27 protein-coding genes are annotated in these 25,255 nt (G+C 71.3%); 13 read left to right on the top strand and 14 right to left on the bottom strand.

Translation table 11 applies throughout. From position 1 onward, the window contains the following. Positions 1 to 66: 66 nt before the first annotated feature. Positions 67 to 504 (bottom strand): DUF4442 domain-containing protein, encoded by a 438-nt coding sequence (locus ACFYW9_RS07340; protein WP_351866101.1) that lies wholly within the window; start codon positions 502 to 504, stop codon positions 67 to 69. Positions 505 to 697: 193 nt separating this feature from the next. On the opposite strand from ACFYW9_RS07340, the gene ACFYW9_RS07335 reads away from it, so the two are divergent. From ACFYW9_RS07335 to ACFYW9_RS07325, 3 genes are all read left to right on the top strand, one after another. Beyond that, a complete protein-coding gene (locus ACFYW9_RS07335; RefSeq protein WP_389145930.1) occupies positions 698 to 1,783 on the top strand; it encodes a hypothetical protein in 1,086 nt (361 codons plus the stop codon). A gap of 203 nt (positions 1,784 to 1,986) precedes the next feature. Further along, the gene (locus ACFYW9_RS07330) at positions 1,987 to 3,021 is read left to right on the top strand and encodes a hypothetical protein (RefSeq protein WP_389145927.1); all 1,035 of its coding nucleotides are present in this window, start codon (positions 1,987 to 1,989) and stop codon (positions 3,019 to 3,021) included. A gap of 207 nt (positions 3,022 to 3,228) precedes the next feature. Beyond that, on the top strand, positions 3,229 to 4,614 hold the full coding sequence (locus ACFYW9_RS07325) for an MFS transporter (RefSeq protein WP_389145924.1): 1,386 nt from the start codon (positions 3,229 to 3,231) through the stop codon (positions 4,612 to 4,614). Here the strand turns inward: ACFYW9_RS07325 and ACFYW9_RS07320 are convergent. The 3 genes from ACFYW9_RS07320 to ACFYW9_RS07310 all read right to left on the bottom strand — a co-directional run bounded on the left by ACFYW9_RS07320 (position 4,576) and on the right by ACFYW9_RS07310 (position 7,751). Then, positions 4,576 to 5,421, bottom strand: coding sequence for a spermidine synthase (locus ACFYW9_RS07320; protein ID WP_389145921.1), 846 nt, complete (start codon positions 5,419 to 5,421; stop codon positions 4,576 to 4,578). The two genes, ACFYW9_RS07325 and ACFYW9_RS07320, sit on opposite strands and share 39 nt — an antisense overlap. Before the next feature lie 107 nt (positions 5,422 to 5,528). After that, a complete protein-coding gene (gene tuf, locus ACFYW9_RS07315) occupies positions 5,529 to 6,698 on the bottom strand; it encodes an elongation factor Tu (RefSeq protein ID WP_389145918.1) in 1,170 nt (389 codons plus the stop codon). A 318-nt stretch (positions 6,699 to 7,016) separates the two neighbouring features. Beyond that, complete coding sequence (locus ACFYW9_RS07310) at positions 7,017 to 7,751, bottom strand: DNA alkylation repair protein (RefSeq protein WP_389145915.1); 735 nt, start codon at positions 7,749 to 7,751, stop codon at positions 7,017 to 7,019. Between the two features lie 50 nt (positions 7,752 to 7,801). Between ACFYW9_RS07310 and ACFYW9_RS07305 the strand changes: the two genes are divergently transcribed. Next, a complete protein-coding gene (locus ACFYW9_RS07305; RefSeq protein WP_389145912.1) occupies positions 7,802 to 8,620 on the top strand; it encodes a TVP38/TMEM64 family protein in 819 nt (272 codons plus the stop codon). Between the two features lie 178 nt (positions 8,621 to 8,798). Here ACFYW9_RS07305 and ACFYW9_RS07300 read toward each other — a convergent pair whose 3' ends face one another. Further along, entirely contained in the window at positions 8,799 to 9,974 is a 1,176-nt protein-coding gene (locus tag ACFYW9_RS07300) for a thiolase family protein (protein ID WP_389145909.1), read from the bottom strand. Positions 9,975 to 10,147: 173 nt separating this feature from the next. Here ACFYW9_RS07300 and ACFYW9_RS07295 point away from each other — a divergent pair, with 173 nt between their 5' ends. The 7 genes from ACFYW9_RS07295 to lnt all read left to right on the top strand — a co-directional run bounded on the left by ACFYW9_RS07295 (position 10,148) and on the right by lnt (position 15,265). Next, entirely contained in the window at positions 10,148 to 10,609 is a 462-nt protein-coding gene (locus ACFYW9_RS07295; RefSeq protein ID WP_351865992.1) for a helix-turn-helix domain-containing protein, read from the top strand. A 138-nt stretch (positions 10,610 to 10,747) separates the two neighbouring features. Continuing rightward, a complete protein-coding gene (locus ACFYW9_RS07290) occupies positions 10,748 to 11,623 on the top strand; it encodes an undecaprenyl-diphosphate phosphatase (protein WP_351865994.1) in 876 nt (291 codons plus the stop codon). Between the two features lie 43 nt (positions 11,624 to 11,666). Next, a complete protein-coding gene (locus tag ACFYW9_RS07285) occupies positions 11,667 to 12,068 on the top strand; it encodes an NUDIX domain-containing protein (RefSeq protein WP_351865997.1) in 402 nt (133 codons plus the stop codon). A 118-nt stretch (positions 12,069 to 12,186) separates the two neighbouring features. Then, positions 12,187 to 12,378, top strand: coding sequence for a hypothetical protein (locus tag ACFYW9_RS07280; RefSeq protein ID WP_389145905.1), 192 nt, complete (start codon positions 12,187 to 12,189; stop codon positions 12,376 to 12,378). Between the two features lie 255 nt (positions 12,379 to 12,633). Beyond that, complete coding sequence (locus ACFYW9_RS07275; protein WP_151470596.1) at positions 12,634 to 12,813, top strand: hypothetical protein; 180 nt, start codon at positions 12,634 to 12,636, stop codon at positions 12,811 to 12,813. Between the two features lie 223 nt (positions 12,814 to 13,036). Then, positions 13,037 to 13,522: a nuclear transport factor 2 family protein gene (locus ACFYW9_RS07270; protein ID WP_351866000.1), complete on the top strand. Its 486-nt coding sequence runs from the start codon at positions 13,037 to 13,039 to the stop codon at positions 13,520 to 13,522. 156 nt (positions 13,523 to 13,678) lie between these two features. Further along, a complete protein-coding gene (gene lnt, locus ACFYW9_RS07265; RefSeq protein ID WP_389145900.1) occupies positions 13,679 to 15,265 on the top strand; it encodes an apolipoprotein N-acyltransferase in 1,587 nt (528 codons plus the stop codon). On the opposite strand, the gene ACFYW9_RS07260 is transcribed toward lnt, so the two are convergent. The 8 genes from ACFYW9_RS07260 to ACFYW9_RS07225 all read right to left on the bottom strand — a co-directional run bounded on the left by ACFYW9_RS07260 (position 15,183) and on the right by ACFYW9_RS07225 (position 23,218). Beyond that, a complete protein-coding gene (locus tag ACFYW9_RS07260) occupies positions 15,183 to 16,094 on the bottom strand; it encodes a Gfo/Idh/MocA family protein (protein WP_389145897.1) in 912 nt (303 codons plus the stop codon). The genes lnt and ACFYW9_RS07260 overlap by 83 nt on opposite strands. A gap of 841 nt (positions 16,095 to 16,935) precedes the next feature. Continuing rightward, positions 16,936 to 17,493, bottom strand: a complete 558-nt coding sequence (locus tag ACFYW9_RS07255; RefSeq protein ID WP_389146715.1) for a hypothetical protein — start codon at positions 17,491 to 17,493, stop codon at positions 16,936 to 16,938. 122 nt (positions 17,494 to 17,615) lie between these two features. Further along, positions 17,616 to 18,299, bottom strand: coding sequence for a uracil-DNA glycosylase (locus ACFYW9_RS07250; RefSeq protein WP_351866008.1), 684 nt, complete (start codon positions 18,297 to 18,299; stop codon positions 17,616 to 17,618). Between the two features lie 177 nt (positions 18,300 to 18,476). Then, positions 18,477 to 20,057 (bottom strand): ABC transporter substrate-binding protein, encoded by a 1,581-nt coding sequence (locus ACFYW9_RS07245; RefSeq protein ID WP_389145893.1) that lies wholly within the window; start codon positions 20,055 to 20,057, stop codon positions 18,477 to 18,479. Positions 20,058 to 20,310: 253 nt separating this feature from the next. Continuing rightward, positions 20,311 to 21,072: an SDR family oxidoreductase gene (locus tag ACFYW9_RS07240; protein WP_351866014.1), complete on the bottom strand. Its 762-nt coding sequence runs from the start codon at positions 21,070 to 21,072 to the stop codon at positions 20,311 to 20,313. A 17-nt stretch (positions 21,073 to 21,089) separates the two neighbouring features. Continuing rightward, positions 21,090 to 21,851 carry a 3-oxoacyl-ACP reductase FabG gene (fabG, locus tag ACFYW9_RS07235; protein ID WP_151470604.1) on the bottom strand — a complete coding sequence of 254 codons (762 nt, stop codon included), beginning with the start codon at positions 21,849 to 21,851 and terminating at the stop codon, positions 21,090 to 21,092. Positions 21,852 to 22,055: 204 nt separating this feature from the next. Continuing rightward, positions 22,056 to 22,439: a DUF3037 domain-containing protein gene (locus ACFYW9_RS07230; protein ID WP_389145888.1), complete on the bottom strand. Its 384-nt coding sequence runs from the start codon at positions 22,437 to 22,439 to the stop codon at positions 22,056 to 22,058. Then, positions 22,436 to 23,218 carry a HipA family kinase gene (locus ACFYW9_RS07225; protein WP_389145885.1) on the bottom strand — a complete coding sequence of 261 codons (783 nt, stop codon included), beginning with the start codon at positions 23,216 to 23,218 and terminating at the stop codon, positions 22,436 to 22,438. Before ACFYW9_RS07225 ends, ACFYW9_RS07230 begins: the two co-directional genes overlap by 4 nt. A 220-nt stretch (positions 23,219 to 23,438) precedes the next feature. Here ACFYW9_RS07225 and ACFYW9_RS07220 point away from each other — a divergent pair, with 220 nt between their 5' ends. Beyond that, positions 23,439 to 23,888, top strand: a complete 450-nt coding sequence (locus ACFYW9_RS07220; protein ID WP_389145882.1) for a Rieske (2Fe-2S) protein — start codon at positions 23,439 to 23,441, stop codon at positions 23,886 to 23,888. Positions 23,889 to 23,930: 42 nt separating this feature from the next. Here ACFYW9_RS07220 and ACFYW9_RS07215 read toward each other — a convergent pair whose 3' ends face one another. Then, positions 23,931 to 24,569: a cysteine hydrolase gene (locus tag ACFYW9_RS07215; protein WP_389145879.1), complete on the bottom strand. Its 639-nt coding sequence runs from the start codon at positions 24,567 to 24,569 to the stop codon at positions 23,931 to 23,933. A 183-nt stretch (positions 24,570 to 24,752) separates the two neighbouring features. Here ACFYW9_RS07215 and ACFYW9_RS07210 point away from each other — a divergent pair, with 183 nt between their 5' ends. Further along, positions 24,753 to 25,220, top strand: a complete 468-nt coding sequence (locus ACFYW9_RS07210; protein ID WP_328454784.1) for a pyridoxamine 5'-phosphate oxidase family protein — start codon at positions 24,753 to 24,755, stop codon at positions 25,218 to 25,220. Positions 25,221 to 25,255: the final 35 nt, after the last annotated feature.

The raw sequence follows: 25,255 nt of genomic DNA, 5'->3' as shown, positions 1-25,255 counted from the left end.
CCGGCGACGGCCCAGGGCCCCGACCGGCTCGCGCTCCCGGTCGGGGCCCTGTGGGTGAAATCCGTCTCAGCCGTTCGGGCGGAGGGTCCAGACGACCGTCATCTCGCCGGTCACCGCGCCGTCACCGCGCTGGATGGCGATGGCGACGGGGAACTCGGGGCGCTGACCGGCGTCGAGCTCCGCGACGACGTCGGCGGCGGGCCGCCCGAGCGTGGCGGTGGCCGTGACAGGGCCCATCGCGAGCTTCTTGTACGCGATCTCGGCGCTGACCGCGAGCGGCACGGCGCGGGAGAGCTGGTCCCCGAAAGCGGCGAGCACGATGGCCCCGCTCGCCGACTCGCCCAGCGTGAACATGGCTCCGGCGTGCGGTCCGCCGACATGGTTGTGGAAGTCGCCCTGGTCCGGGAGCGCCACGACGGCCTTCTCCGGAGTGGTCTCCACGAACTCGAGGTTCAGGGTCCGGGCCATCGGCACGGTCGCGGCGAGCATCTCGCCGATCGTCATCTGGTCTGCGCTCATACCGCGAGGTTACCCATGAGTAGCAATCCTTGGCCAGCCCCTCCGCACGGCGTCGAGGCCGGGGCGGCGCCGAGATCCGGAGCCGCACGCCGGTCGGCACGGCGGTGGGCACTCCGGTACAGGCCTGACGAAACGCGGTGACAGAAACGTTTCACGGGCGCCATTAACGTGACTGCCCATGTGGCCAGGAGAGCAGCCGCCCGGAGGCGAGCAGAACCCGCAGGGACAGACCCCACAGGGACAGCACCCGCAGGGGCGGAACCCGTACCAGCAGCCGGGGTACCAGCAGCCGAACCCGTACCAGCAGCCCGGATACCAGCAGACGGGGTACCCGCAGCCGGGACCGTACGGACAGCGACCGGAGCGGCCGCAGCAGCCCGGCCCGTACGGAACGCGACCCGGACAGCAGCCGTGGGACGCGGGCACACCCGTGCCGCCGCCGGGGAACGGGAACCGGACGAAGGTGATCGCCGTCGTGGCGGCCACCGTCGTGGTCGTGGCCGCCGGGGTGACCGGCGCCGTCCTGCTCGGCGGCGGCAAGGAGGACCGGGCCGGCGACGGCGACAAGGGCACGGGCTCGAAGCCCCCGGCGAGTGCCCCGAAGAGCCCGGGCGCCTCTCCCTCCGACGGCGATCAGCGCGGCGGGGCCGCCGAGCAGCCGACCGTCCCCGGCTGGAAGGTCGTCGTCAACCCCAAGTGGGGCACGGCCTTCGACGTCCCCACGGACTGGGAGGTGGGCTCACCGGGCACGTCGATCGGGTTCGAGAAGCACGACGCGAAGGCCGGCGACAAGCCGCTGATCATGATGTCGGCGCCCGCCTACTTCAAGTCCAAGTGGTGCACCACCGACGACGACAAGGACGGCCGCGCGGAGGACACCGCGCTCGGCGCCGCGGGCACCAAGGGCGCGAGTGGAGCGAAGACCACCGACGAGGTCGCCGTGAACCAGGTCCCCTGGTGGGTGTTCGGTGGCTACACGCAGCCGGACAAGAAGAGTCTGACCTTCGACAAGAAGGCCCGGCCGTACACCACGGACTCGGGCATCACGGGAAGCGTGGCCTGGGCCAGGTCCGAGAACACGCCCCGGAGGGGGAAGTGCGCGAGCGACGGCAAGGCCGTCACGTTCGGATTCAAGAACTCCGCGGGCGACTTCGTGGCGTGGAATCTCTACGGAGCCACCGGCGTGACGGACGAGATCCCCGACGCGACCATCCTGAAGATCCTGAGCACCGTGCGTCTGCACGGGGACCCGACGGAGGTCTGAACCGGGACCGGTCGGGTCGAGAACGGGATCGACAGCGGCCCGAGTCGGGATCGGTCCGCGTCATGAACCGGGCCGCACCAGTGGCCTGAGCCGGCGCCAGACGCGTGCCGAGCCGGGATCAATGGGACAAGTGGCCTGATGGCGCGGTCGTTTCGGGGACCGCCGTGGCACCCGGGTCAGGGGCCCCTCTATCGTTACCAGCCATGTGGCCAGGACAGCAGCCGCCCGGGGGCGAGCAGAACCCGCAGGACCAGAACCCGTACCAGCAGCCGGGTTACCAGCAGCCGAATCCGTATCAGCAGCCGGGATACCAGCAGACGGGGTACCCGCAGCCCGGCCCGTACGGACAGCAGCCGGGGCAGCCGCAGTGGGGGGCGCCGTCGGATCCCCTCGGCCCGCCCCAGGTGCCCGGCGGCAACGGCGGTGGCGGCAACAAGACGAAGGTCACCGCGATCGTCGCGGCCCTTGCCGTCGTGATCGCCGCCGGGGTCACCGGTTTCCTCGTGCTGGGCGGAAACGGCGACTCGGACGACAAGGCCGGCGGGGACACCTCCAAGTCCCCGAAGGCGTCCGCCTCCACGTCGGCGAGCGCGAGCGAGGCCAACCCGCGCGGCGGCGACGGCGAGAAGGCGACGATCGACGGCTGGAAGGTCGTGGTGAACCCGAAGTGGGGCACCGCCTTCGACGTTCCGCCGGACTGGAACGTCAGCAGTTCCGGCACCTTCATCGGCTTCGAGGACGACAAGAAGGGCGACGGCTCCGTGCTCATCGGCATGTCCGCGCCCGCGTTCCTCAAGGAGAAGTGGTGCACGTCCGACGCGAACAAGGACGGCCGCACCGAGGACACCTCGCTCGCCGCCGCCGGCACCAAGGGCCAGAGCGGCGCCAAGAACACCGACGACGTGGCACGCAACGACTCCGCGTGGTGGGTCTTCGGCGGCTACACCGACCAGAAGGACGCTTCGAAGAAGCTGCTGAAGATCGGCAAGCCCGAGGCGTACACCACGGCCTCGGGCATCGAGGGCAGCGTCGCGACGACGTACTCCAAGGGTGTCGCCAAGAAGGGCAAGTGCGACTCCGACGGCAAGGCGACCACGTTCGCCTTCAAGAACTCGGCGGGCGACTTCGTGTCCTGGACGCTCTACGGCGCCAAGGGCGTCTCGGAGGAGATCCCGGACGCGACGGTGAAGAAGATCCTCGGCACCGTACGGCTGCACGGCGAGCCGACGGGTTCCTGAGCCCCGGCCGAGGCGCGCGACTCCGGAACGGGCTCCCGTCCCCGGCCGGAACGGAGTCCCGGCCGAGCGGAGCCCGTTCTTCCGTCGCTGCCGTCGGCGCGCACGACGGACGGGGGTGCCGGCGCTTGTGCGGCCGGTGCCCGGTGGGCCGGTCGGCGCATACGCGCAGGTGCCGGGCGGCATGAGCGCCCGCAAGGGTGTTCAGGAATGGGTTTGGCAAGTCGGGCACCGGGCGGCGATAGTCTCCCGGTGACCTCAGCCGCCGACCTCGCCCGACCTTCCCGCCGCCCCTCCTGGGCGGGCCGGAACTACACCCTCCTGACCGCCGCCGCGGTCGTCACCAACCTGGGCAGCCAGGGCGCGCTGATCGCCGCGGCGTTCGCGGTGCTCGGAGCGGGCGGCGACGGAGGCGACGTCGGCCTGGTGGCCGCGGCGCGCACGCTGCCGCTGGTGCTCTTCCTGCTGATCGGCGGAGCGGTCGCGGACCGGCTGCCGCGGCATCGGGTGATGGTCGCGGCCAACGCCCTCAACTGTGTGTCGCAGGCGGCGTTCGCCGTGCTGGTCATCTCCGGCGACGCACGGCTGTGGCAGATGATGCTGCTGTCCGCGCTCGGCGGGACCGGGCAGGCCTTCTTCAACCCGGCCGCCGAGGGCATGCTCATGTCCTCCGTCCGCGGTGAGCAGGCGGGTCGCGCGTTCGCGATGTTCCGGATGGCGATGCAGGGCGCGGGTCTCGGCGGCGCGGCCCTGGGCGGCGCGCTGGTGGCCGTGATCGGACCGGGCTGGGTGCTCGCCGTGGACGCGGTCGCCTTCGCGGTCGCCGGTGCGCTGCGGTGCTTCCTCGACGTGAGCCACATACCGCCGCGTGAACCGGGCGGCGGTCTGCTCGCCGACCTGCGCGACGGCTGGCACGAATTCGTCGGACGGCCCTGGCTGTGGACGATCGTCGCGCAGTTCTCCGTGGTGGTCGCGGTCGTCTCCGCCGCGGACGCGGTCTACGGTCCGCTGGTCGCCCGGGACAGTCTGGGCGGGGCGGGCCCATGGGGCCTGGCGCTCGGCGCGTTCGGCGCCGGGACCGTGGGCGGCGCGCTGCTCATGACCCGCTGGAAGCCCCGTCGTCTGCTGCTCGCGGGCACCTTGTGCGTCTTCCCGCTCGCGGCGCCCTCCGCCGCGCTCGCGATCCCGCTGCCGGTGGGACCGCTGTACGCCGTGATGTTCGTCAGCGGTCTGGCGATAGAGGTCTTCGGTGTGTCGTGGATGACGGCGCTCCACCAGGAGATCCCCGAGGACAAGCTCTCGCGGGTCTCGGCGTACGACTGGTTCGGCTCGATCGCGATGGTCCCGCTGGCCACGGCACTGGCGGGCCCGGCGGAGCAGGCCTTCGGCCGGACGCCCGCGCTGTGGGGCTGCGCCACGCTCGTCGTGGTGGTCACGGCGGCGGTGCTGTGCGTCCCGGACGTACGGAATCTGACGCGGCGGTCCCGGCCGGTGGCGCAGGGCGCTCCCGCCGCGCCGGCCGACGCGGAGCACACATCAGCCGGCGCGGAGCACGCGTCAGCCGATGCCGAAGGACCCGCCGGGCGGCTCGGGTGACGGAACCGCGTCCTCGTCGCGCACCGGAGCGGCCCCGCCGATGAAGTCCCGCAGCGCGGGGCCGTGTTCGACGCGGGCCGGAAAGGCGTCGGCGGCGGTACGACGGGCCAGCGCGGCGGTGTCGGGCGGGTGGTGGGAAGCAACGAGCACGGCGTTGCCGAAGCGCCGGCCGCGCAGCACGCCGGGTTCGGCGATGAGGGCGATCTCCTCGAACACCGTGGAGAACGTGGCGAGCTGGGAACGCAGAAAGGCGAAGGGCGCCGCGTCCGCGAGGTTGGCGAGGTAGACACCGCCGGGGCGCAGCACGCGCTCGGCGGCGCTCGCGTAGGCGGTGGACGTCAGATGTGCCGGTACGCGCGAGCCGCCGAAGACGTCCGCGATCAGGATGTCCGCGGAATCGGGGGCGGCGGCCTCGATCCAGGCGCGGGCGTCGGCGTGGTGCAGTGCGATGCCCGTGCCGCCGGGTACCGGCAGACAGTCGCCGATCATGGCCAGCAGTCCCCGGTCCGCCTCGATCACGTCCTGGCGTGAACCGGGCCGGGTGGCCGCGACGTAGCGGGGCAGGGTGAGCGCCCCGCCGCCGAGGTGCAGCACGTCCAGAGCGCGTCCCGGTTCCGCCACCGTGTCCAGCACGTGCCCGAGCCGCCGGGTGTACTCGAACTCCAGGTGTGTCGGTTCGTCCAGGTCGACGTACGACTGGGGTGCGCCGTCCACGGTCAGCAGCCACGCCCGCTCGCGATCCACGTCGGGCATCAGCTTGGCGGTCCCGTGATCCACGGCCCGCATCACGGGTATCGGCTCGTTCACGGGTCCATTGTGCGGTACCCACGGCGCCGCGAACGGGGCCGGGCGCGGGAACGGGAACGGGGCCCGCCGTCGTGTGGCGGGCCCCGCGTCCCTGTCCGCGGTCGGCGTCAGCCGACCGACGTCACCGTCCCGGCGCCGACCGTGCGGCCGCCCTCACGGATCGCGAAGCCGAGGCCCGGCTCCAGCGGCACCTCACGGCCGAGCTCGACGGTCATGACGACCGTGTCGCCGGGCCGGGCGACGGCCACCTCGCCGAGGTCGACGTCGCCGACCACGTCCGCGGTGCGGATGTAGAACTGCGGCCGGTACCCGGTGGAGACCGCTGTCGTACGGCCGCCCTCGCGCGTCGACAGGACGTAGACCCGCGCCGTGAAACGGCTGCTGGGCACGACGCTGCCGGGCGCGGCGACGATGTGCCCGCGGCGGACCGCGTCGCGGGGCACCCCGCGCAGCAGCAGCGCCACGTTGTCGCCGGCCTGCGCCTCCTCCATGGGCTTGCCGAAGGTCTCCAGTCCGGTGACCACCGTGTCGACGCCCGCGCCGAGCACCTCGACGCGGTCGCCGACACGGATCGTGCCGCGCTCCACGGCACCGGTGACGACCGTTCCGCGTCCGGTGATGGTGAGCACGTTCTCGACCGGCATCAGGAACGGCGCGTCGAGATAGCGCTCGGGCATGGGCACGTAGGTGTCCACGGCGTCGAGCAGCGCGTCGATCGCGGCCGTCCACCGGGGGTCCCCCTCGAGGGCCTTGAGGCCGGACACCCGTACGACGGGTACGGAGTCGCCGCCGTAGCCCTGCGCGGAGAGCAGTTCGCGGACCTCCAGCTCGACCAGGTCCGTGAGCTCCTCGTCGGCCGCGTCGGCCTTGTTGAGGGCGACGACGATGTGGTCGACGCCCACCTGCCGGGCGAGCAGGACGTGCTCGGCGGTCTGGGGCATGATCCCGTCCAGCGCGGACACGACGAGGATCGCCCCGTCGAGCTGGGCCGCGCCGGTGACCATGTTCTTGACGTAGTCGGCGTGGCCCGGCATGTCCACGTGCGCGTAGTGCCGGGTGTCGGTCTCGTACTCGACGTGCGCGATGTTGATGGTGATGCCGCGGGCGGCCTCCTCCGGCGCCCGGTCGATGCGGTCGAACGGGACGAAGGTGCCGGAACCCCGCTCGGCGAGGACCTTGGTGATGGCGGCGGTCAGGGTGGTCTTTCCGTGGTCGACGTGACCCATGGTGCCGATGTTCAGGTGTGGTTTGGTGCGCACGTAAGCCGTCTTGGGCATGACTGTTCCTCGAAGCCTCTTCGGTGTCAGCGGAGCTGAGTGATGGCCCCGGCGCGTACCGGCCGGGACGGGGACCCCCAGGAGTTACCGACCCTCCCCCTGCGGGGTCCGCCGGACGATCCGGGAAGGGTCAGCTTCGGGCGCCGTCGACGGCTGCCGTGATGATCTGGACGGCAGCCTTCGGCGCGTCCGCGACTGCGGATGCTGCGAGGAGGAAGGCGTACCGGAACATGAGGAGATCATCTCCGACGGGTCTCCCCGCGTCGAACGATTTACGGTGCCCCGCGGACCGGTGCGGCGCGAGGGGCGTCGGCGGCCTCAGGGACCGATGTTCTTGAGCGCCTCGCGCACGGACAGCGGAGCGAGTTCCGCCCGCTCGGCGGCGACGAAGTCCCGTACGGCGCGCGGGTCGGTCTTGGCGTACTCACGCAGACACCATCCGATGGCCTTGCGGATGAAGAAGTCGGGATGGCCGGCCTGCCGGAGGCAGTACGCGAAGAGCCGCCCGGTGTCGGTGGCCTCCTTGTACCGGAGCTGATGGAGCAGCGCCGTACGGGCGATCCACAGATCGTCGTCCTCGATCCAGGCGTCCATGTCGGTGCGCAGGCGCGGGTCGGCGGCCACCAGGCCTCCCACCACGTGCGCGGCGAGCGCGTCGACGGTGTCCCACCAGGAGACGGTGGAGACGAGATGCCCGGCCACCGGCAGGAAGCCCGACGACAGGCGTGTCACATGGCGGCGCAGATAGTCGACGGCGAAGTACTGGTACTCGCGTTCCGGCAGCCGCCAGCAGCGCAGGGCGAGCGCGGTGCAGTCCCGCTCGTCGGGCCGGGCGGTGTCCAGGAGCACGGTGCGGGACAGGGTGCGGCGCTCGGGTGTCGTCAGCCCGAGGAAGGGGGCGATGTCCTTCATGTACGCGCGCATCGACGCGGCCCGCCGTGGGTCGGCCGCCGCCGGATACACGGTCGTGAGCCGCTCCAGGAGAGTGTCCGCGAGCACACTGTCCGGCACGTCGAACCGCGCACCCGACGTTCCGGAAGCTGTGACGCCCATGAGACGAACCATACGGCGATCACACACACGCGTCGGCTAGTGTCACCGGAATGCTCGATGCCACCACCCGCTCTGGGGGCACCGCCACGGCCACTCCCCAGGCCGCCGCCACGGAGCTCACCGTCGCCACCGACCCGGTCGGCGGCCCGGAGATCTCCGTCGCCGCACCCGCGGTCCCGACCGCCGTACGCGCCGCCCCGGCCTCCCGCTTCCTGAGAGCGCTGCTCTCGCCGTGGTCGCGGCTCTCGCTGCTGGTCGTGCTGCTCGCGGCGGCGGCGTCGAGTGTGCTGCTCTTCGACCCGCAGCGGCTGCTCGCCGACGGCTGGCCGCCCCAGCTCGGCGGCGCCGCGGCGGCCGTCACGTTCACCGTGGCGTACGGGCTGTGCACGGTCGCCTTCGTGCCCCGGCCGCTGCTCAATCTGGCGGCCGGCGCCGTGTTCGGCTCCCAACTGGGGCTGGGAACCGCGCTGATGGGCACGGTGCTCGGCGCGGGGGCCGCTTTCGGGCTCGGCCGAGTCCTCGGGCAGGACGCGCTGCGATCGCTGCTGCGGGCCCGCTGGCTGAAGGCCGCGGACGGCCAGCTCAGCCGGCACGGCTTCCGCTCGATGATGGCGGCCCGGCTGTTCCCCGGTGTGCCGTTCTGGGCGGCGAACTACTGCGCGGCCGTGTCCCGCATGGGCTGGCTGCCCTTCCTGCTCGCGACGGCGCTCGGCTCGATCCCGAACACCGCCGCGTACGCCGTCGCCGGGGCCCGCGCGTCGTCACCGACCTCCCCGGCGTTCCTGATCGCGATGGCCTTGATCACGGTCCCGGCCCTGGCCGGAACGGTGGTGGCCTGGCGCAAGCGCCACCACCTGCGCGGCCGCTGAGGCACGTACGGCACCGGTACGGAGGCACGGCCCGCGTCCGCCACAGGCGGCACGGCGCAACGGGATCAGGGCCGTGCGTCCGTGCCCGCCACGGGCGCGCGGCGTCACGGAGGCACGGCCCGCGTCCCCGCCCGCCACGGACGCCGTGTCATGGAAGGACGGCGCCGGTCCGCGCCCGCTACGGACGCACGGCTTCCAGGATCATCGCGTTCGCCAGTCCGCCCGCCTCGCACATCGTCTGCAGCGCGTAGCGGGCACCCCGGGCGCGCATCGCGTGGACGAGGGTCGTGGTCAGACGGGTGCCGCTCGCGCCGAGCGGGTGCCCGATCGCGATCGCTCCGCCGTGCACGTTGACCTTGGACAGGTCGGCGCCCGTCTCCTGCTGCCAGGCGAGAACGACGGCGGCGAAAGCCTCGTTCACCTCGAAGAGGTCGATGTCACCGAGGTCGAGACCGGCCTTGCGCAGCACCTTCTCGGTGGCCGGGACGACGCCGGTGAGCATCAGCAGCGGGTCGGAGCCGGTGACGGCGAAGCTGTGCAGCCGGGCGACGGGCCGCAGGCCGAGGCGGGCGGCGGTCTCGCTCGACGTGATGAGCACGGCGGAGGCGCCGTCGTTGACCGGGCTCGCGTTCCCGGCCGTGACGGACCAGTCGATCTGCGGAAAGCGCTCGGCGAAGCCCGGGTCGTAGTACGCGGGCTTCAGCCCGGCGAGTGTCTCGGGGGTGCTGCCGGGGCGGACGCTCTCGTCCCGGACCAGGCCTTCCAGGGGCGCGACCTCCGCGTCGAACAGGCCGCCGTCCCACGCCTGTGCCGCCTTCAGGTGCGAGCCGATCGCGAAGGCGTCCATCCGCTCGCGGGCGATGCCCCACTTGGCGGCGATGAGCTCGGCGCTGATGCCCTGGGGCACCAGGCCCTCGGGGTAACGCTCCGCGACCCCGGGCCCGAAGGGGTCCGCGCCCGCCGGCACGTTGGACCACATCGGCACACGGCTCATCGATTCCACGCCGCAGGCCACGACCATGTCGTACGCCCCCGACATGACGCCCTGCGCGGCGAAGTGCACCGCCTGCTGCGACGAGCCGCACTGGCGGTCCACGGTGGTCGCCGGGACGGTGTCGGGGAATCCCGCGGAGAGCACGGCGTAGCGGGTGGTGTTCATGGCCTGCTCGCCGACCTGGTCGACGGTGCCACCGATGACGTCGTCGATCAGCGCCGGGTCGATCCCTGAGCGTTCGACGAGCGTGCGGAGGGTGTGGGCGAGGAGTTCCACGGGGTGGACGTGGGCGAGCGAACCGTTCGGCTTGCCCTTGCCCACGGGGGTGCGTACGGCTTCGACGATCACGGCGTCACGCATCGGATGCCTCTCAGGTCGGTCGGATCAGGTCGGTCGGATCTCTGAGGTAGGTGAACCGGCGACCGGGCGGGACCGGCCACCGAAGCAAGTGAGTTGGATTTCCAAACTCACTAAATGACCCAAGAGTAACCCAGTGAGTTGGAACATCCAACCCACCTTCGTAGACTGGCGGCATGAAGGACCCCCGCCCCTGCTCGATCGCCGCGACCCTCGCCCTCGTCGGGGAGAAGTACTCCCTGCTGGTCCTGCGCGAGGTGTCGCTCGGCGCCACACGCTTCGACCAGCTCGCACGCAACATCGGAGCTCCTCGCGACGTGCTGACCGCCAGGCTGAAGCGCCTCGTCGACGCCGGGCTGCTGGAGAAGGCGGAGTACAGCGACCGCCCCAAGCGCTACGAGTACCGGCCCACGCGCGCGGGCCTCGAACTGAGCCCCGTCCTGTTGATGCTGATGTCCTGGGGCGACCGGCACCTCCAGGAGGGCGGCTTCCGGCCCATGGTGCTGGAGCACACCTGCGGCCACGAACTGGTCCCCCAGGTCGTCTGCCGCGAATGCGGCGAGCAGGCCCGGCACGAGTCCCTCACCCCCCACCCCCAGGCCCCGGGCTGGACGGTGACGGGTCCCGCGCCGGAGTAGCCACCGCACCCCGAAACCCCCGTGACCGGACTGTCACCGGCGGCGGTTAGGCTTCCCTCAGCGTCCACGATCGCCTTTCACCGCGATCTGGCGTGCCCATCTCCCTTTCCGCGATCAGCACTTGGACCACGTAACTTCATGTCTTGGTTTCAATCCCTCGTCCTCGGGCTCGTCCAAGGGCTGACCGAATTCCTTCCCGTCTCCTCCAGCGCGCATCTGCGGCTGACCGCCGCCTTCGCGGGCTGGGACGACCCCGGCGCGGCGTTCACCGCGATCACGCAGCTCGGCACGGAGGCCGCGGTGCTGATCTACTTCCGCAAGGACGTGGGCAGGATCCTGTCGGCGTGGTTCCGCTCGCTCACGAACAAGGCGATGCGCCGCGACCATGACGCCCAGATGGGGTGGCTGGTGATCGTCGGCTCCATCCCGATCGGAGTGCTCGGGGTCACGCTCAAGGACCAGATCGAGGGGCCGTTCCGCGATCTGCGGGTCACCGCCACCATGCTGATCGTGATGGGCATCGTCATAGGCATCGCCGACCGGCTCGCGGCCCGCGACGAGTCGGGCGGCAAGCACCGGGCGGCCAAGCAGCGCAAGGGACTCGAGGACCTCAACACCCGGGACGGCCTGCTGTACGGCATCTGCCAGGCCATGGCCCTGGTCCCCGGGGTCTCCCGGTCCGGCGCGACCATCAGCGGCGGTCTGTTCATGGGTTACAGCCGTGCGGCGGCGGCCCGCTACTCCTTCCTCCTCGCCATGCCGGCCGTCCTCGCCTCCGGCGTCTTCGAACTCAAGGACGCGGCCGCCGAGGGCCATGTCTCGTGGGGGCCCACCGTCTTCGCGACGATCATCGCCTTCGCGGTCGGATACGCCGTCATCGCGTGGTTCATGAAATTCATCTCCCACAAGAGCTTCATGCCGTTCGTCTGGTACCGGATCGTCCTCGGCTTCGTCATCATCGGCCTGGTCGGCACCGATGTCCTCAGCCCCCACGCGGCCGAGTCGTCCGGCTGAGCGGAGCACTGATCGCCGCTCCCCGAGAGAGAGCCGAGGTCTTGTGCCCACTGACGAAGCGACGGTCGCCGGCGCGGTCGTCGTGCACGCCGGGCGCGTGCTGATGATGCGCCGCAGTGTGCCCGCGGGTTCGGTTCTCTGGACGTTCCCGTCGGGGAAGGTCGAGGCGGACGAGTCTCCGGCGGACGCCGCGGCCAGGGAGGCCCTGGAGGAGACGGGGGTCACCGTGGAGCCGGGGCCGCTGCTGGGCGAGCGCGTACATCCGGTGACCGGTCGGCGAGTGGTCTACGTCGCCTGCCGTCTGGTGTCCGGTGAAGCGTGGGCGGCCTCTCCGCGGGAGGTGGCGGAGGTCACCTGGGCACGGCTCGAGGACCTTCACCGGCTGGTTCCGGGTGGCGTTTTCGAGCCCGTGCGGAAGTACCTCGCCGACGTGCTGCCGCACTGAAACGGTGCTCCGGCTGCCCGTCGTGTCGCGGCGACCGGCGCGGTAGGCCGTCTGGCCGAACGCTTCTGCGGTTCGGGTTGCGGCGCTTTAGCGTGGTCTCTCCGACTGGAGGTGGAGCATGCCGAAAGATCCCGCGCTGGGCCGGTTGGGCACAGAAGCGCGCAGTGTGAAGTTCCCGGACGGCAGCCGCGGGGTCATCCTGGTGAGCGCCGGTATTCCTCAGGACGAGGCGGAGGCGCTCGCGGCGCGAGTCTGGGCGGAACGGGCGGAGACAGGGGGAGACGGCCGGGCCGAACGCTTGACGCCCTGACAGCCCCGGCGAACCCGTCCGGCCCGTCCCGGCCGTCCCGCCCGTCTCGCGTGGATGCCGCCGGGGACGGGCCCCCGCGTTCCCCGGCCGTTCGGCCCCTCCCGGGGAGCAGGTTCCACCACGACCGACTCAAGCCATCGGCAAAGGAGTTCGGCCACCGAAGAGGCCTCGCGCGTGAACACCGTGACGCAGCACATACGACTTGAGTAGCCGCCCGGTAGCGCAGTGTCAGTCCTTGCGCCTAGGCTGGTCCGCATGTCCCCCGATGTCACTCCGCCTGGTTCCGTGCGGTCTGCCGCCGCGTTGAACGAACAGATCCGCGCCCTGTGGACGCGGACGGGCGGCTCCCTGTCCGCACAGGAGCGGGCGGAGTACGAGCTCTTGATCGTGAAGTGGGCCGAGGCGATACGCGGCGAGATCATCGAAGCGGCGTAGGTCCGTCCGGGCTTCCGCCACGCACGAACCGCTCATCGCCCGCCGGCCCCCGTAAGACCGCACCGACACCTCCCGAACCCGGGCGCCGCTTGCCCCACGAGCCCTCCGCGACCGTGCGGGCGACGCCGGACCGGGGCGACCGGCGCCGAACCGAACGCCGCCGGACCGGAATACCCCCGCCCAGCCCCTTGGCGTGGGAAGCGGAGTGGCCAACACTGAGCCGATGACGCAGCGTGTGGAGCTCGCGACCGTGCTGGACCGGTTCTCCGTGGACGAGATCGTCACCGCGTACGCGGTGACCGTGGACGACGGCGACTGGGAGGGATACCGGGGGCTGTTCGCACCGAAGGGCCGCGCCGACTACCGCTCGGCCGGCGGCATCGAGGGTGACGCGGCCGAGGTCGCCGAGTGGCTCGCGCAGAGCCTGGACCTGTTCGCCATGCGCCAGCATCTGATCGTCAACCGGCGGGTCCGGTTCGGCGTCCTGGACCAGGACACCGGCGACACGGCCGAGGTGCGGGCGGACTACATCAATCCGATGCGGTTCGCGGGGCAGGACGACGACTCCACCGCGCCCGACCTCGTGTGCGGCGGCCGCTACACCTTCGGCCTGCTGCGCACCCACGACGGCTGGCGGCTGAGCCAGGTGGTCGTCCAGGAGAAATGGCGCCGGATGCCACAGCCTCGGCACACACCCGCGAACACCTGAGTCACCGGCGCCCAGTCCCTGCCCGCGGGTTCCCGCCCGGCCTCCGCGCCCCGGCATGCCCGGCCACCGGCGCGCCCCCATCTGATCACCACGCCCCCTGTCGTAGATCGCAGCCGACGCGCACACTGGAGGCACCCCGGGGCAGGGAGGCGAAGGATGGACAGGCCCGACCGTGCGTTCGGCCCATGGCTGGTCTCCCCCTGGCGGCGCGGTGCCGTCGCCGCGCTGGCGGGCGCGCTGCCGATGCTCGCGTTCCCCGCCCCGTCGTGGTGGTGGTTCGCGTACGTGGCCCTGGTGCCCTGGATCCTCCTGGCCCGCTCGGCCCCCACGGGCAGGTGTGCCGCGTACGACGGCTGGTTCGGCGGGTTCGGTTTCATCCTGGCCGTGCACCATTGGCTGCTGCCGAGCATGCATGTCTTCACGGTGGTCATAGCGGCGCTGCTCGGCGCGCTGTGGGCTCCGTGGGGCTGGCTCGTCCGGCGGTTCCTGGCCGGGGTGCCGTCTCCTGGCCGGGTCGGTGCCGCCCTCCTCGTCCTGCCGTCGGGGTGGCTGATGGTGGAACTCGCCCGGTCCTGGCAGGGTCTGGGTGGTCCCTGGGGCCTGCTCGGATCGAGTCAGTGGCAGGTGGAGCCGGCGCTGCGGCTGGCCTCGGTCGGCGGGGTGTGGCTGCTCAGCTTCCTGGTCGTGGCGGTCAATGTCGCGGTCGCCGTGCTGGTCTCGGTGCGCGAGTCCCGTATGCCCGCGGTGGCCGGACTCGTCGCGACGGCCGCCGCGACCTCGGCGGCCTGGGCGTGGTCGCCGCGCCCGGACGTCGACGGCCGGGTGCGGATCGCGGTCGTGCAGCCCGGTGTCGTGGACGGGAGCACGAGCGGCGACAGGCGCTTCGCACGTGAGGAGGCGCTGACCCGTGAACTCGCGGGCCAGGGCGCGGACCTGGTCGTCTGGGGCGAGAGCAGTGTCGGCTTCGACCTGGCCGACCGGCCCGATCTGGCGCTCCGCGTCGCGGCGTTGTCCCGCGAGGTCGGCGCCGACATCCTGGTGAACGTCGACGCGCGCCGCTCCGACCGGCCGGGCATCTACAAGAGCTCGGTCCTGGTGGGGCCGCACGGCGCGACCGGCGACCGCTACGACAAGATGCGGCTGGTCCCGTTCGGCGAGTACGTGCCCGCGCGTTCCCTGCTCGGCTGGGCCACCTCCGTCGGCAAGGCCGCGGGCGAGGACCGCATGCGGGGCACCGAACAGGTGGTGCTGAACGTCGGGCCCGGGCTGCGCGTCGGTCCCATGATCTGCTTCGAGTCGGCGTTCCCCGACATGAGCCGCCGCCTCGCCCAGGACGGCGCCGGGGTGCTGGTGGCCCAGTCCTCGACGTCGACGTTCCAGCACAGCTGGGCCCCCGAGCAGCATGCCTCGCTCGCCGCGCTGCGTGCGGCCGAGACCGGCCGGACCATGGTGCACGCGACGCTCACCGGCGTCTCCGCCGTCTACGGCCCGGACGGCGAACGCATCGGCTCCTGGCTCGGCACGAACACGAGCGGCGCGATGGTCTACGACGTGCCGCTGGCCCGGGGCGTGACGCCGTACGTCCGGTTCGGCGACTGGCCGGTGCACGGCGCCCTGCTGGTGATGGCGGTACTGTGCGTGGCGGAAGGCGCTCGCACGTTCAGGCTGCGGCGGACCGCTCCTGAATCGCTTGCACCACCCGCTCGCACAACTCGTGAGTCGCCAGCGCGTCCCGGGCGCTGAGCACCTTTCCGGAGCGCACGGCGTCGAGGAACACGAGGACCGCCTGCTCGATGCCGCGCTGTCGGGCCACCGGCACCCAGTCGCCGCGCCGGCGCACGGTCGGCTGCCCCTTGTGGTCGATCACCTCGGCGAGGTTGACCACCTGCCGCTTGGTGTCCTGGCCCGAGACCTCGAGGATCTCCTCGCTCGATCCGCTCAGCCGGTTCATCACTCCGAGTGCCGTGAATCCGTCCCCGGCGAGCTGGAGCACCACATGGTGCAGCAGCCCTTCCTCGGCACGGGCCCGCACCGTCACGTCGTCGACCGGACCCGGCACCAGGAAGCGCAGGGTGTCGACGACGTGGATGAAGTCGTCGAGGACCATGGTGCGCGGCTCCTCGGGCAGCCCCGTGCGGTTCTTCTGCATCAGGATCAGCTCGCGGGGGTGTTCGGCGCACTGCGCGTACGCGGGTGCGTGACGCCGGTTGAAACCGACCGCGAGGCTGACGTTCCGCTCCTCCGCGAGCCGCACGAGCCGCTCCGACTCGCCCAGGTCGTACGCCAGCGGCTTGTCGACGTACGTGGGTACGCCCGCCTCCAGCAGCCGGGTGACGATCTCCGGGTGGGCGACGGTGGGCGCGTGCACGAACGCCGCGTCGAGGTCCTGGGCCAGCAGCGCCTCCAGGTCGCCGTGGCGCCGGGCCGGTGGCAGGTGCAGGCTGTCGGCGACCCGGTCGAGCGTGGCCGGCGTCCGCGTCTGGAGATGCAGTTCGATCCCGGGCTGCACGCCGAGCACCGGCAGATACGCCTTCTGCGCGATGTCGCCGAGTCCGATGCAGCCGACCTTCACAGGAGTCTCCTTCAGTCGCCGACGCGGGTCCGTCGGAAGCATACGGCCGCCGCCCCGGCCCACGGCCGGTGTTCGCGCGGAAGGCCCGCGGCGCGGGCGCGGACCGTGTTCAGCCTGTCAGCCCGCCGACGTCCGTGCCCGCCGGAGGAGCGTAAGGATCACCCGTGCGGGGCATCCTGCGCCTCTCGGCTCCCTGGAAGCGGTCCGGAACCAGCAGAGTTGCGCGGGTGCATCGAACGACGACTACCTCAACGCTCCTGGTCGCCGTGGCGGTCACCGCCCTCACCGGCTGTGTGACCGTCCAGCGGCCGCCCGCCTCCGGACCTCCCGCCGCCCCGGCGGGGCGTACCGCGCCACATCCGGACAGCAAGGGGGAACCCCGGACCGTGCAGGCTCCGGCTCGGGAGGCGCTGAAGCGCGTCGGCCCCTCCCGGAAACCCTCCCCCGACGCGGCGGCCCGGCACCAGGTGACTCCTCCGCCCCGGGCGGTGGCACCCCCGGCGCCTCCGCAGCACGCCCGTCCGGTCCCGCGTCCGGAGCCACGGCAGCCCAGGCACCGTACGGCCGTTCCACCCGGCGTCCCCGACCTGGGGAAGCATCCGGACGTGTGCGCGCTCGGCAGGCAGTACGGGGGCTGGAACGCGGGCAGCCCGCAGTCGGTCATCTGCGGGGAGACGTACGGAAGATGACGGCGCCCGCGGCACCGGCCCGGGGAAGGCGCCGCACACCGGGACCCCCCGAGGCCGGAACCCGGCACCGGAACGCCTGAACACCGCAGCACCCCGTCCCGTGGACCGGCGCACCGGCGCTCGGTCCCGGGACGTGCCGGGCGGGGCGGGGTTCAGGGCCGCTGTCTCGGCGGCCCCAGGGTCTCACCGCCCGGTCCGTCGAAGCGGTCGGATCCGCCGGCCTCCGCCGAGGTGCCGGTGTCCCGGAGCCGCAGCTCCAGGCGGCCGATCGCCGCGCGGACGCCGTCCCCGTAACGGTCGTCCGCGAGGGCACCGGCCGCACCGCGGGCCCGGCGCAGATGAGTGCGGGCGGCCTCCGAGCGGCCGAGCTTCGCGTAGTCGGCCGCGAGGTTCAGATGCAGCGAGGGGTAGAACGCGCGCACGGCGAGCGACTGGCGGGGCTCGGCGGCGCTGCCGTCGCTCAGTTCCTCGGCCGCCGCCAGGGCCCGCAGGTCCCAGGCGAGTTCGTCGGCCGGATCGTCCTGGGTGTCGGCCATGTAGTGCGCCAGTGTGCAGCGGTGCAGCGCGTCGCCGCCGTCCCCGATCTCCCCCCACAGATCCAGGAAGCGGCCCCGGGCCTCCTCGCGGTCTCCGGCGTGGTGCAGCATGACGGCCTGTCCGATCCGGGTCATCATGGCGTCCGGCGCCGCCTGCTCCTGCTGCTCCGCCACCGCGTCCTCCAGGCTCGTCACTGTCCCTGACGAAGCTAGCCGCAGCCGGTGACAATCCCGCTCAGGCGCCCCCGTACGCCGCTGGGCCAGGCCGGTGACGGTCCTGGCCAGCGGCTCGGCGGTCAGCCCAGGTCCGGGATGCGCCAGTCGATCGCCTCGTGGCCCTGGGCGGCCACGGCCTCGTTGATCTGCGTGAAGGGACGCGAGCCGAAGAACTTCTTCGCGGACAGCGGTGAGGGGTGTGCCCCCTTCACCACCACATGCCGCTCCTCGTCGATCAGCGGGAGCTTCTTCTGCGCGTAGTTGCCCCAGAGGACGAAGACGGCCGGGTCGGGACGGTCGGCCACCGCGCGGATGACCGCGTCGGTGAACTTCTCCCAGCCCTTGCCCTTGTGCGAGTTCGCCTCGCCGGAGCGGACCGTCAGCACCGCGTTGAGCAGCAGCACGCCCTGTTCGGCCCACGGCATCAGATAGCCGTTGTCCGGGATCGGGGTGTCCAGCTCCTCCTTCATCTCCTTGTAGATGTTCCGCAGCGACGGCGGGGTCTTGACCCCAGGACGGACGGAGAAGCACAGGCCGTGCCCCTGGCCCTCGCCGTGGTACGGGTCCTGGCCGAGGATCAGCACCTTCACCCGCTCGTACGGCGTGGCGTCGAGCGCGGCGAAGACCTCCTCCCGGGGCGGGTAGACGGGACCCTTCGCACGCTCCTCCTCGACGAACTCGGTGAGTTCCTTGAAGTAGGGCTGCTGAAGCTCGTCGCCCAGGACTCCGCGCCAGGACTCGGGCAACATGGCGATATCGGTCACGTCAACTTCCTTCGATGTGCGGTGACTTCCAGACCACAGAACCTACCGTCGCCCACTGACAATCGGTCCCGGGCCCGTGCCGGGGCCGAATGACGGGTACGGTACGCCCCCGCACGCACCGCGAGGGTACGCGGGCGGCCCGTCGGTCGCCCCCGCGTCACCCGGTCCCCGGGGCCGCTACCAGCTGGTCTTGCGGTCCAGCTCCCACATCATCATGACCGTCGAGGGGTCCAGGGCCCGCTCTCCGCCCGAGATCTCCTCGCTCGTGGCCACATACTGCCTGCCCTGCCACAGGGGCAGCAGCCGGGCGTCGTCGACGAGGATCCGCTGGGCCTCCTCGAACTCCTTGACCACCTCGCCGCGATCGCGCACGCCGCGCGACTCCGGCAGCAGGACGTCGGTGATCCGCGGGACCGGATAGGGCGTCCCGAGGACGTTCCGCTCCCCCACGAAGGGCGCGATGAAGTTCTCGGCGTCCGGGAAGTCGGGGAACCAGCCGCGACCGAACACCGGGTACTCGCCGCTGCGGTAGCCCGCTTCGTACGTCTTCCAGGGACGGCTCCTGAGCGTGACGGTGAACAGCCCGGAGCCGTCGAGCTGGCGCTTGAGCTCGCTGAACTCCGGGGCGGTCTCGGAGCCGTAGCGGTCGGTGGTGTACCAGAGGGTGAGCGGGACGCGTTCGTCGATGCCCGCGTCGTGCAGGATCTTGCGGGCCTTGGACGGACTGGGGCTGCCGTACCGGTCGAAGTAGCCGGTGGTGTGCCCGGTCAGTCCCGCGGGGACCATCGAGTAGAGCGGGTCGACGGTGTCCTGGTAGACCTTGTGCACGATGGCCGGTCTGTCGACGATCTGCGCGATCGCGTGGCGGACGGCGGGCTTCCCCGCCCACGGGTCCCTGGGGTTGAAGACCAGGTAGTTGATCTCGGTGCCCGCCCCGTCGATGAGCTGGATGCCCTTGTCGTCGCCGTGGCCCTGGAGGGCGACGACGTCCGAGGCGGCGAGGCCGCGGTAGGTGACGTCGATCTTCTTGTTCCTCAGGGCCCCGACCAACTGGGCCGAGTCCTGGAAGTAGCGGATCGTCACCGCGCTGTTCCTGCGCTTGGCGAAGCCGTCGTAGTGGTCGTTCCTGACGAGTTCGGCCTGCTTGCCCTCCGTGTAGGAGCGCAGCGTGTAGGGCCCGGAGCCGACGACCTCGCCGTCCTCGCGCAGGGCGTCGGCAGGGTAGTCGTCGGGGTCGACGATCGACATCGCCGGCGTGGCCAGCACCAGCGGAAAGGTGGCGTCCGGCTTGTCGAGGTGGAAGACGACGTCACGGCTGCCCAGTGCCTGGACCCGCTGGAGACTGCCGAGCAGCCCGGCGGGTCCGCCGCTCACACCGATCCTCCTGATGCGGTCGATGGAGTGCTTGACGGCCGACGCGTCGAGCGGGTCGCCGTCGGAGAACGTCATGCCCGGGCGCAGTTCGCAGCGGTAGACGGTGTTGGTTCCATCCGTGAACCCGCACCTCTCGGCGGCGTCGGGCCGCGGGGTGACCGAGCCGGTCGGATAGCTCAGCAGCGTCTGGTAGACGTTGCGGAACAGCTCCCACGACCCGTCCCAGGAGGCCGCCGGGTCCAGGGTGCTGGGGGCACTGGTGGTGCCCACCACGATCGGCCCCTTGTCGGCCGGCGTACCCGAGGAGAAGGCACCGCACCCGGCCACCAGGGTTATGGACGTGATCGCCGCCAGCTGTCGCAGGTATCGGTTCCGGTTGAACACGTACACGCTCCTGGATCCGCCGTACCAAGGGTCGGCAGACCATACCGCGGTGCCCTGCCGAGGGAGTCGTCTTTCCCTGGCAGGGCACTTGATCAGCATGTATGTGACTACGTTGTCAGGATCCCGTGAACACGTCGACACTCCGGACACCCGAACTCCGTGCCGCCCGACGCGGGCTGAGCGTTTGTCAACTTTCAACAAAAAAACGGTCGGACGTTCCCCGCGCGCGGGGAACGTCCGACCGGTCCTCGTGTCACTCGACTCCGGCGTTGAGGAACATCCCGCCGTCGACCACGAGCGTCTGACCGGTGACCCAGTCCGACTGCTGCGAGGTGAGGAACGCGGCCGCGCCTCCGATGTCGGAGGGCACGCCGAGCCGGCCGAGCGGGTAGGCCGCTGCGGCCTCCGCCTCCCGGCCCTCGTAGAGTGCGGCAGCAAACTTCGTCTTCACCACGGCGGGCGCGATCGCGTTGACCCGCACCTTGGGCGCGAACTCGTGCGCGAGCTGCACCGTCAGGTTGATCATCGCCGCCTTGCTGACGCCGTACGCGCCGATGAAGGGCGAGGGCGCGAGACCGGCGACGGAGGCGATGTTGACGATCGCCCCGCCGTTCTCGCTCTGCCAGGCCTTCCAGGTCTGCTGGGCGAAGCCGAGCGCGGAGATGACGTTGGTCTCGAAGACCTTGCGCGCCACGTTGAGGTCCAGCTCGGCGATCGGCCCGAACACCGGGTTCGTACCGGCGTTGTTGACCAGGAAGTCGACGCGCCCGAAGGCCTCCATGGTGCGCTCCACGGCGGCGGCCTGGTGGGCCTCGTCGTGGGCCTTGCCGGCCACACCGATGACGCGGTCGGCGCCGAGCGCCTCGACGGCCTCCTTGAGGGCGTCCTCGTTGCGGCCGGTGATGCATACGCGGTCACCGCGGGCCACGAGGGCCTCCGCGACGCCGTAGCCGATGCCGCGGCTCGCGCCCGTGATGAGCGCGACCTTGCCCGAGAGTTCGGGGAGCGTGGTCATGTGTGTTTCCCCTGCGTCTAGTTGAGCGGTCCGCCGGCCACGTACAGCACCTGGCCGGAGACGAATCCGGCGGCCTCGCCGGTGAAGAAGGCGATGCTGTTGGCGATGTCGTCGGGGTTGCCGACACGCTGCACGGGGATCTGGGTCGCGGCCGCGGCCTGGAAGTCGTCGAAGTCCATCCCGACGCGGGCGGCGGTGGCGGCGGTCATGTCGGTGACGATGAAACCGGGCGCCACGGCGTTCGCGGTCACGCCGAACTTGCCGAGCTCGATGGCCAGGGTCTTGGTGAGGCCCTGGAGGCCGGCCTTGGCGGTGGAGTAGTTGGCCTGGCCGCGGTTGCCCAGCGCCGACGAGGACGACAGGTTGACGATGCGGCCGAACTTGGCCTCCACCATGTACTTCTGGACGGCCTTCGCCATCAGGAACGCACCGCGCAGGTGCACGTTCATGACGGTGTCCCAGTCGGACGCGCTCATCTTGAACAGCAGGTTGTCACGGAGGACACCCGCGTTGTTCACCAGGATGGTCGGCGCGCCGAGCTCCTCGGCGATCCGCGCGACGGCGGCCTCCACCTGGGCCTCGTCGGAGACGTCGCAGCCGACCGCGAGAGCCTTGCCGCCGGCGGCGGTGATCTTCTCGACGGTGTCCTTGCACGCGGCCTCGTCGAGGTCGATCACCGCGACGGCGCGGCCCTCCGCGGCCAGTCGTACGGCGGTCGCGGCACCGATGCCGCGCGCGGCACCGGTGACTACGGCGACGCGCTGCTCAGTGGTGGACATTGCTGGTTCTCCTCGCCCTTGGAAAAGCCGGCCCAAGCCCGGCCAAGCTGTCTCGACAACCTTGCGGCGCCTTCGGTGATCCCGAAAGACCTGCGGCTCATACGGTACGCCCATCCGGTGAGCGACCGCTTAGTACCTTCAGCAGACGTGACGCTAGAAGCCCTGGCACCCGGTGTCAACGGCGCACCGCGCGCATGTGATCCATTACCTGACCAGGAGCTGGAGCAACCGCTCGGTCTCGGCCTCGGGATCGGCGGTCAGGCCGGTGTGCACGGGGCCCGGCTGGACCACGGTCGAACGCGGCGCGATCAGCCAGCGAAAACGCCGTCCGGCATCGTCGTGCGCCGCCTGACCGGCGGCTTCCCCTCCGGTGCAGACACCTTCGACGGCGCGCAGCGCGGCCCGTACGCCCCGCACGTCCGCGTCCGGGTCGAGCGCGAACAGTTTTTTCTCGTCCAGATGGGTGCGGGCCGCGACGAAGGAGTGGGCGCGGCAGTACACCAGCACGCCCGCGTTGAAGCACTCGCCTCGCTCGACCCGTGGCACCACACGCAGCAGCGCGTACTCGAAGACGTTCCGCTCGTTCACCTGTCCCCCTTCGTGCCGTCGATGCCGTCGACGCCCTTGATCCGTTCGTGGATGACGGCGGCGCGCGCCAGCAGCGGCCGTGCGTAGGCGCGTCGCAGCGCGTCCACCGTGTCGAAGCCCGGCTCGCCGGACAGCCAGGCCTCGGGGATCTCGGCCGTGACCTCGGCGAGCAGGTCCTCGGTGACCAGCGGGGCCAGTTCGGCGGCGGCCGAGGCGATGTCCGGGCCGAAGGGGGCGAGCGCGTGGTCGGAGATGTCGTACGGCTTGGCGGCGGAGGTCTCGGCGCCGGGCCAGTGGTGGTGCCAGATCATCGTGGCGCCGTGGTCGATGAGCCACAGATCGCCGTGCCACATCAGCAGGTTGGGGTTGCGCCAGGAGCGGTCGACGTTGTTGACCAGGGCGTCGAACCAGACGATCCGGCCGGCTTCCTCGGCGCTCACCTCGAAGGCGAGGGGGTCGAAGCCGATGGCGCGGGGCAGGAAGTCCATCCCGAGGTTCGGCCCCCCGCTCGACTTCAGCAGGTCCTGTACCTCCTGGTCCGGTTCGCCGAGTCCGAGGACCGGGTCGAGGCCGATCGTCACCAGTCCGGGCACCCGCAGGCCGAGCCGGCGGGCGAGTTCACCGCAGACGACCTCCGCGACGAGCGTCTTGCGCCCCTGTCCGGCGCCGGTGAACTTCATGACGTACGTCCCGAGGTCGTCGGCCTCGACGAGTCCCGGCAGCGAGCCGCCCTCGCGCAACGGCGTGATGTAGCGGGAGGCGTTCACTTCCTTGAGCATCGCCCCAGGTTACTGGGGTGGTCCCGCCCCGGGGACGCGACCCGGTGACGGCGGCGGGAGCGGTGCCCGTGTCCGGGGCCGGGTCGGATCGCGACCACGCACGCCCGGCTGTCGGAGCGCTGTGGATCAGGTCAAGAAGTCGCCATTGCCTGAACAGTACGTACTGGTGGACCGTACCTCTGAACAGATCCAGATCATGTCCGCTGAAGGGAAAGCCAGCATGACCAGCGAATCGCTTCACTCCACGCAGACACCGGCCCGACGCACCGTCGTGGCGGCGGTCGGCGCGGCAGGGCTCGCCGTCGCGCTGACCGCGTGCGGGGCGGACGACAAGGCCTCCGACAGCGTGGGCTCCGACAACGGCGCCGCCGGGAACGCGGCCGGCACGGAACTCGCCAAGACCAGCGACATCCCGGAGGGCGGGGGCAAGGTCTTCGCCGACAAGGGGGTCGTGGTGACCCAGCCGACGGCGGGCACGTTCAAGGCCTTCTCGTCCAAGTGCACCCACCAGGGCTGCGCGGTCAAGGGCATCGCGAACGGCGTCATCACCTGCCCCTGTCACAACAGCGAGTTCTCCGCCACCGACGGCAGCGTGAAGAAGGGGCCCGCGACGACCGGACTGGCCGCCGCGGACATCACCGTCGACGGGGGCACCATCAAGCTCGCCTGACGCTCCGGCACCGGCCGCGGGGCCACGGGCGGCGCCAGGGCGTCAGCGTCGTCGTCGTTCGAAGCAGGCGAGCACGTCGTCGGTGGTCGTGATGGTGGCGACCAGCGCGAGCGTGTTCCGGACCATCGCGGGGGTGTACTCGGAGGGCACCCCCGCGATGGCGTCCGCGGGAACGACGACGGTGTAGCCGCGGTTCACGGCGTCGAACACGGCGTTGGGAACGGCGATGTTGGCCGAGACCCCGGTCACCACGAGGGTGCGGCAGCCCAGGTTGCGCAGCAGCGGGTCGACGTCGGTGCCCGAGATCGGCGACAGACCGTGCAGCCGGCGTACGACGAAGTCCTCCTCGGCGACCTCGACGGGCGGCGCGATCCGCACGGCCGTCGTGCCGGTCAGCTGCCGCACGGGCAGTCGTTCGGCCGCCCGGAACAACCGGGCGTTGCGGTTGGCGCCGCGGCCGTCCGGGCGGCGCTCGGCGACCGCGTGGATCACCTGCACCCCGCTCTCGTGCGCGGCGCCCACCAGCCGGGCGATCCGGCCGAGCGCTCCGGACGACCTCGCCTCCCGGGCGAGTTCGGGCAGCGCGCCGTCCGGGCCCACGACGCCCTGCTGGCACTCCACGGTGAGCAGTACCGTGCCGGCGGGGTCGAGGAGTTCACTGAGGTGCTCGAACGACGGCATGGCTCTCCTTGTCGTCGCGGTTCGGGACGGCGGAGCGTAACGACCATTGCGCGAGGACGGAAGGCGGCTCATTATTTCCTGACGGAACGTCAGAAAGCTTTACCGGAAGCTTCGGCGGACAGAGCCGGTACACACGACAAGATCGGCAGGACCTGGCCGACACACAGGACGAGAGAGGACCGTATGACCGTCACGCAGCGCAGGGGCCGGAAGATCATGATGACTCCCGGTGAACTGGACGAGTTTCTCACCACCCAGCGCACCTGCCGTGTCGCCTCCGTGTCGAAGGACGGAGTCCCGCATGTCAGTGCCCTCTGGTTCACCTGGGACGGCACCTCGTTGTGGCTGTACTCGGTGGTGCGCAGCAAGCGCTGGGTACAGCTGCGGAACGACCCCCGGGTCGCCGTGGTGATCGACTCCGGCGAGGAGTACGGGGAGCTGCGGGGTGTCGAGCTGTCCGGCACGGTGGAGTTCGTCGGGGAGTTCCCGCGCACCGGGGAACTGTGCGCCGAACTCGACGTCCCGGAGACGCTGTTCGCCCGCAAGAACTTCGGCCTGGAGGAGATGCCGCACGACGGCCGGCACGCGTGGATGCGACTGACCCCGGCGGCGATCGCCTCGTGGGACTTCCGCAAGCTCCCCCCGCTGTAGCCGGACCGGACCTCGTACCGCCGCGGCCGGACCGA

The sequence above is a fragment of the Streptomyces sp. NPDC002698 genome, assembly GCF_042888945.1.
In the GTDB taxonomy this organism is placed as follows: domain Bacteria; phylum Actinomycetota; class Actinomycetes; order Streptomycetales; family Streptomycetaceae; genus Streptomyces.
Note: the sequence above shows the minus strand (reverse complement) of the source record. Positions and strands in the feature narration are given on the sequence as shown.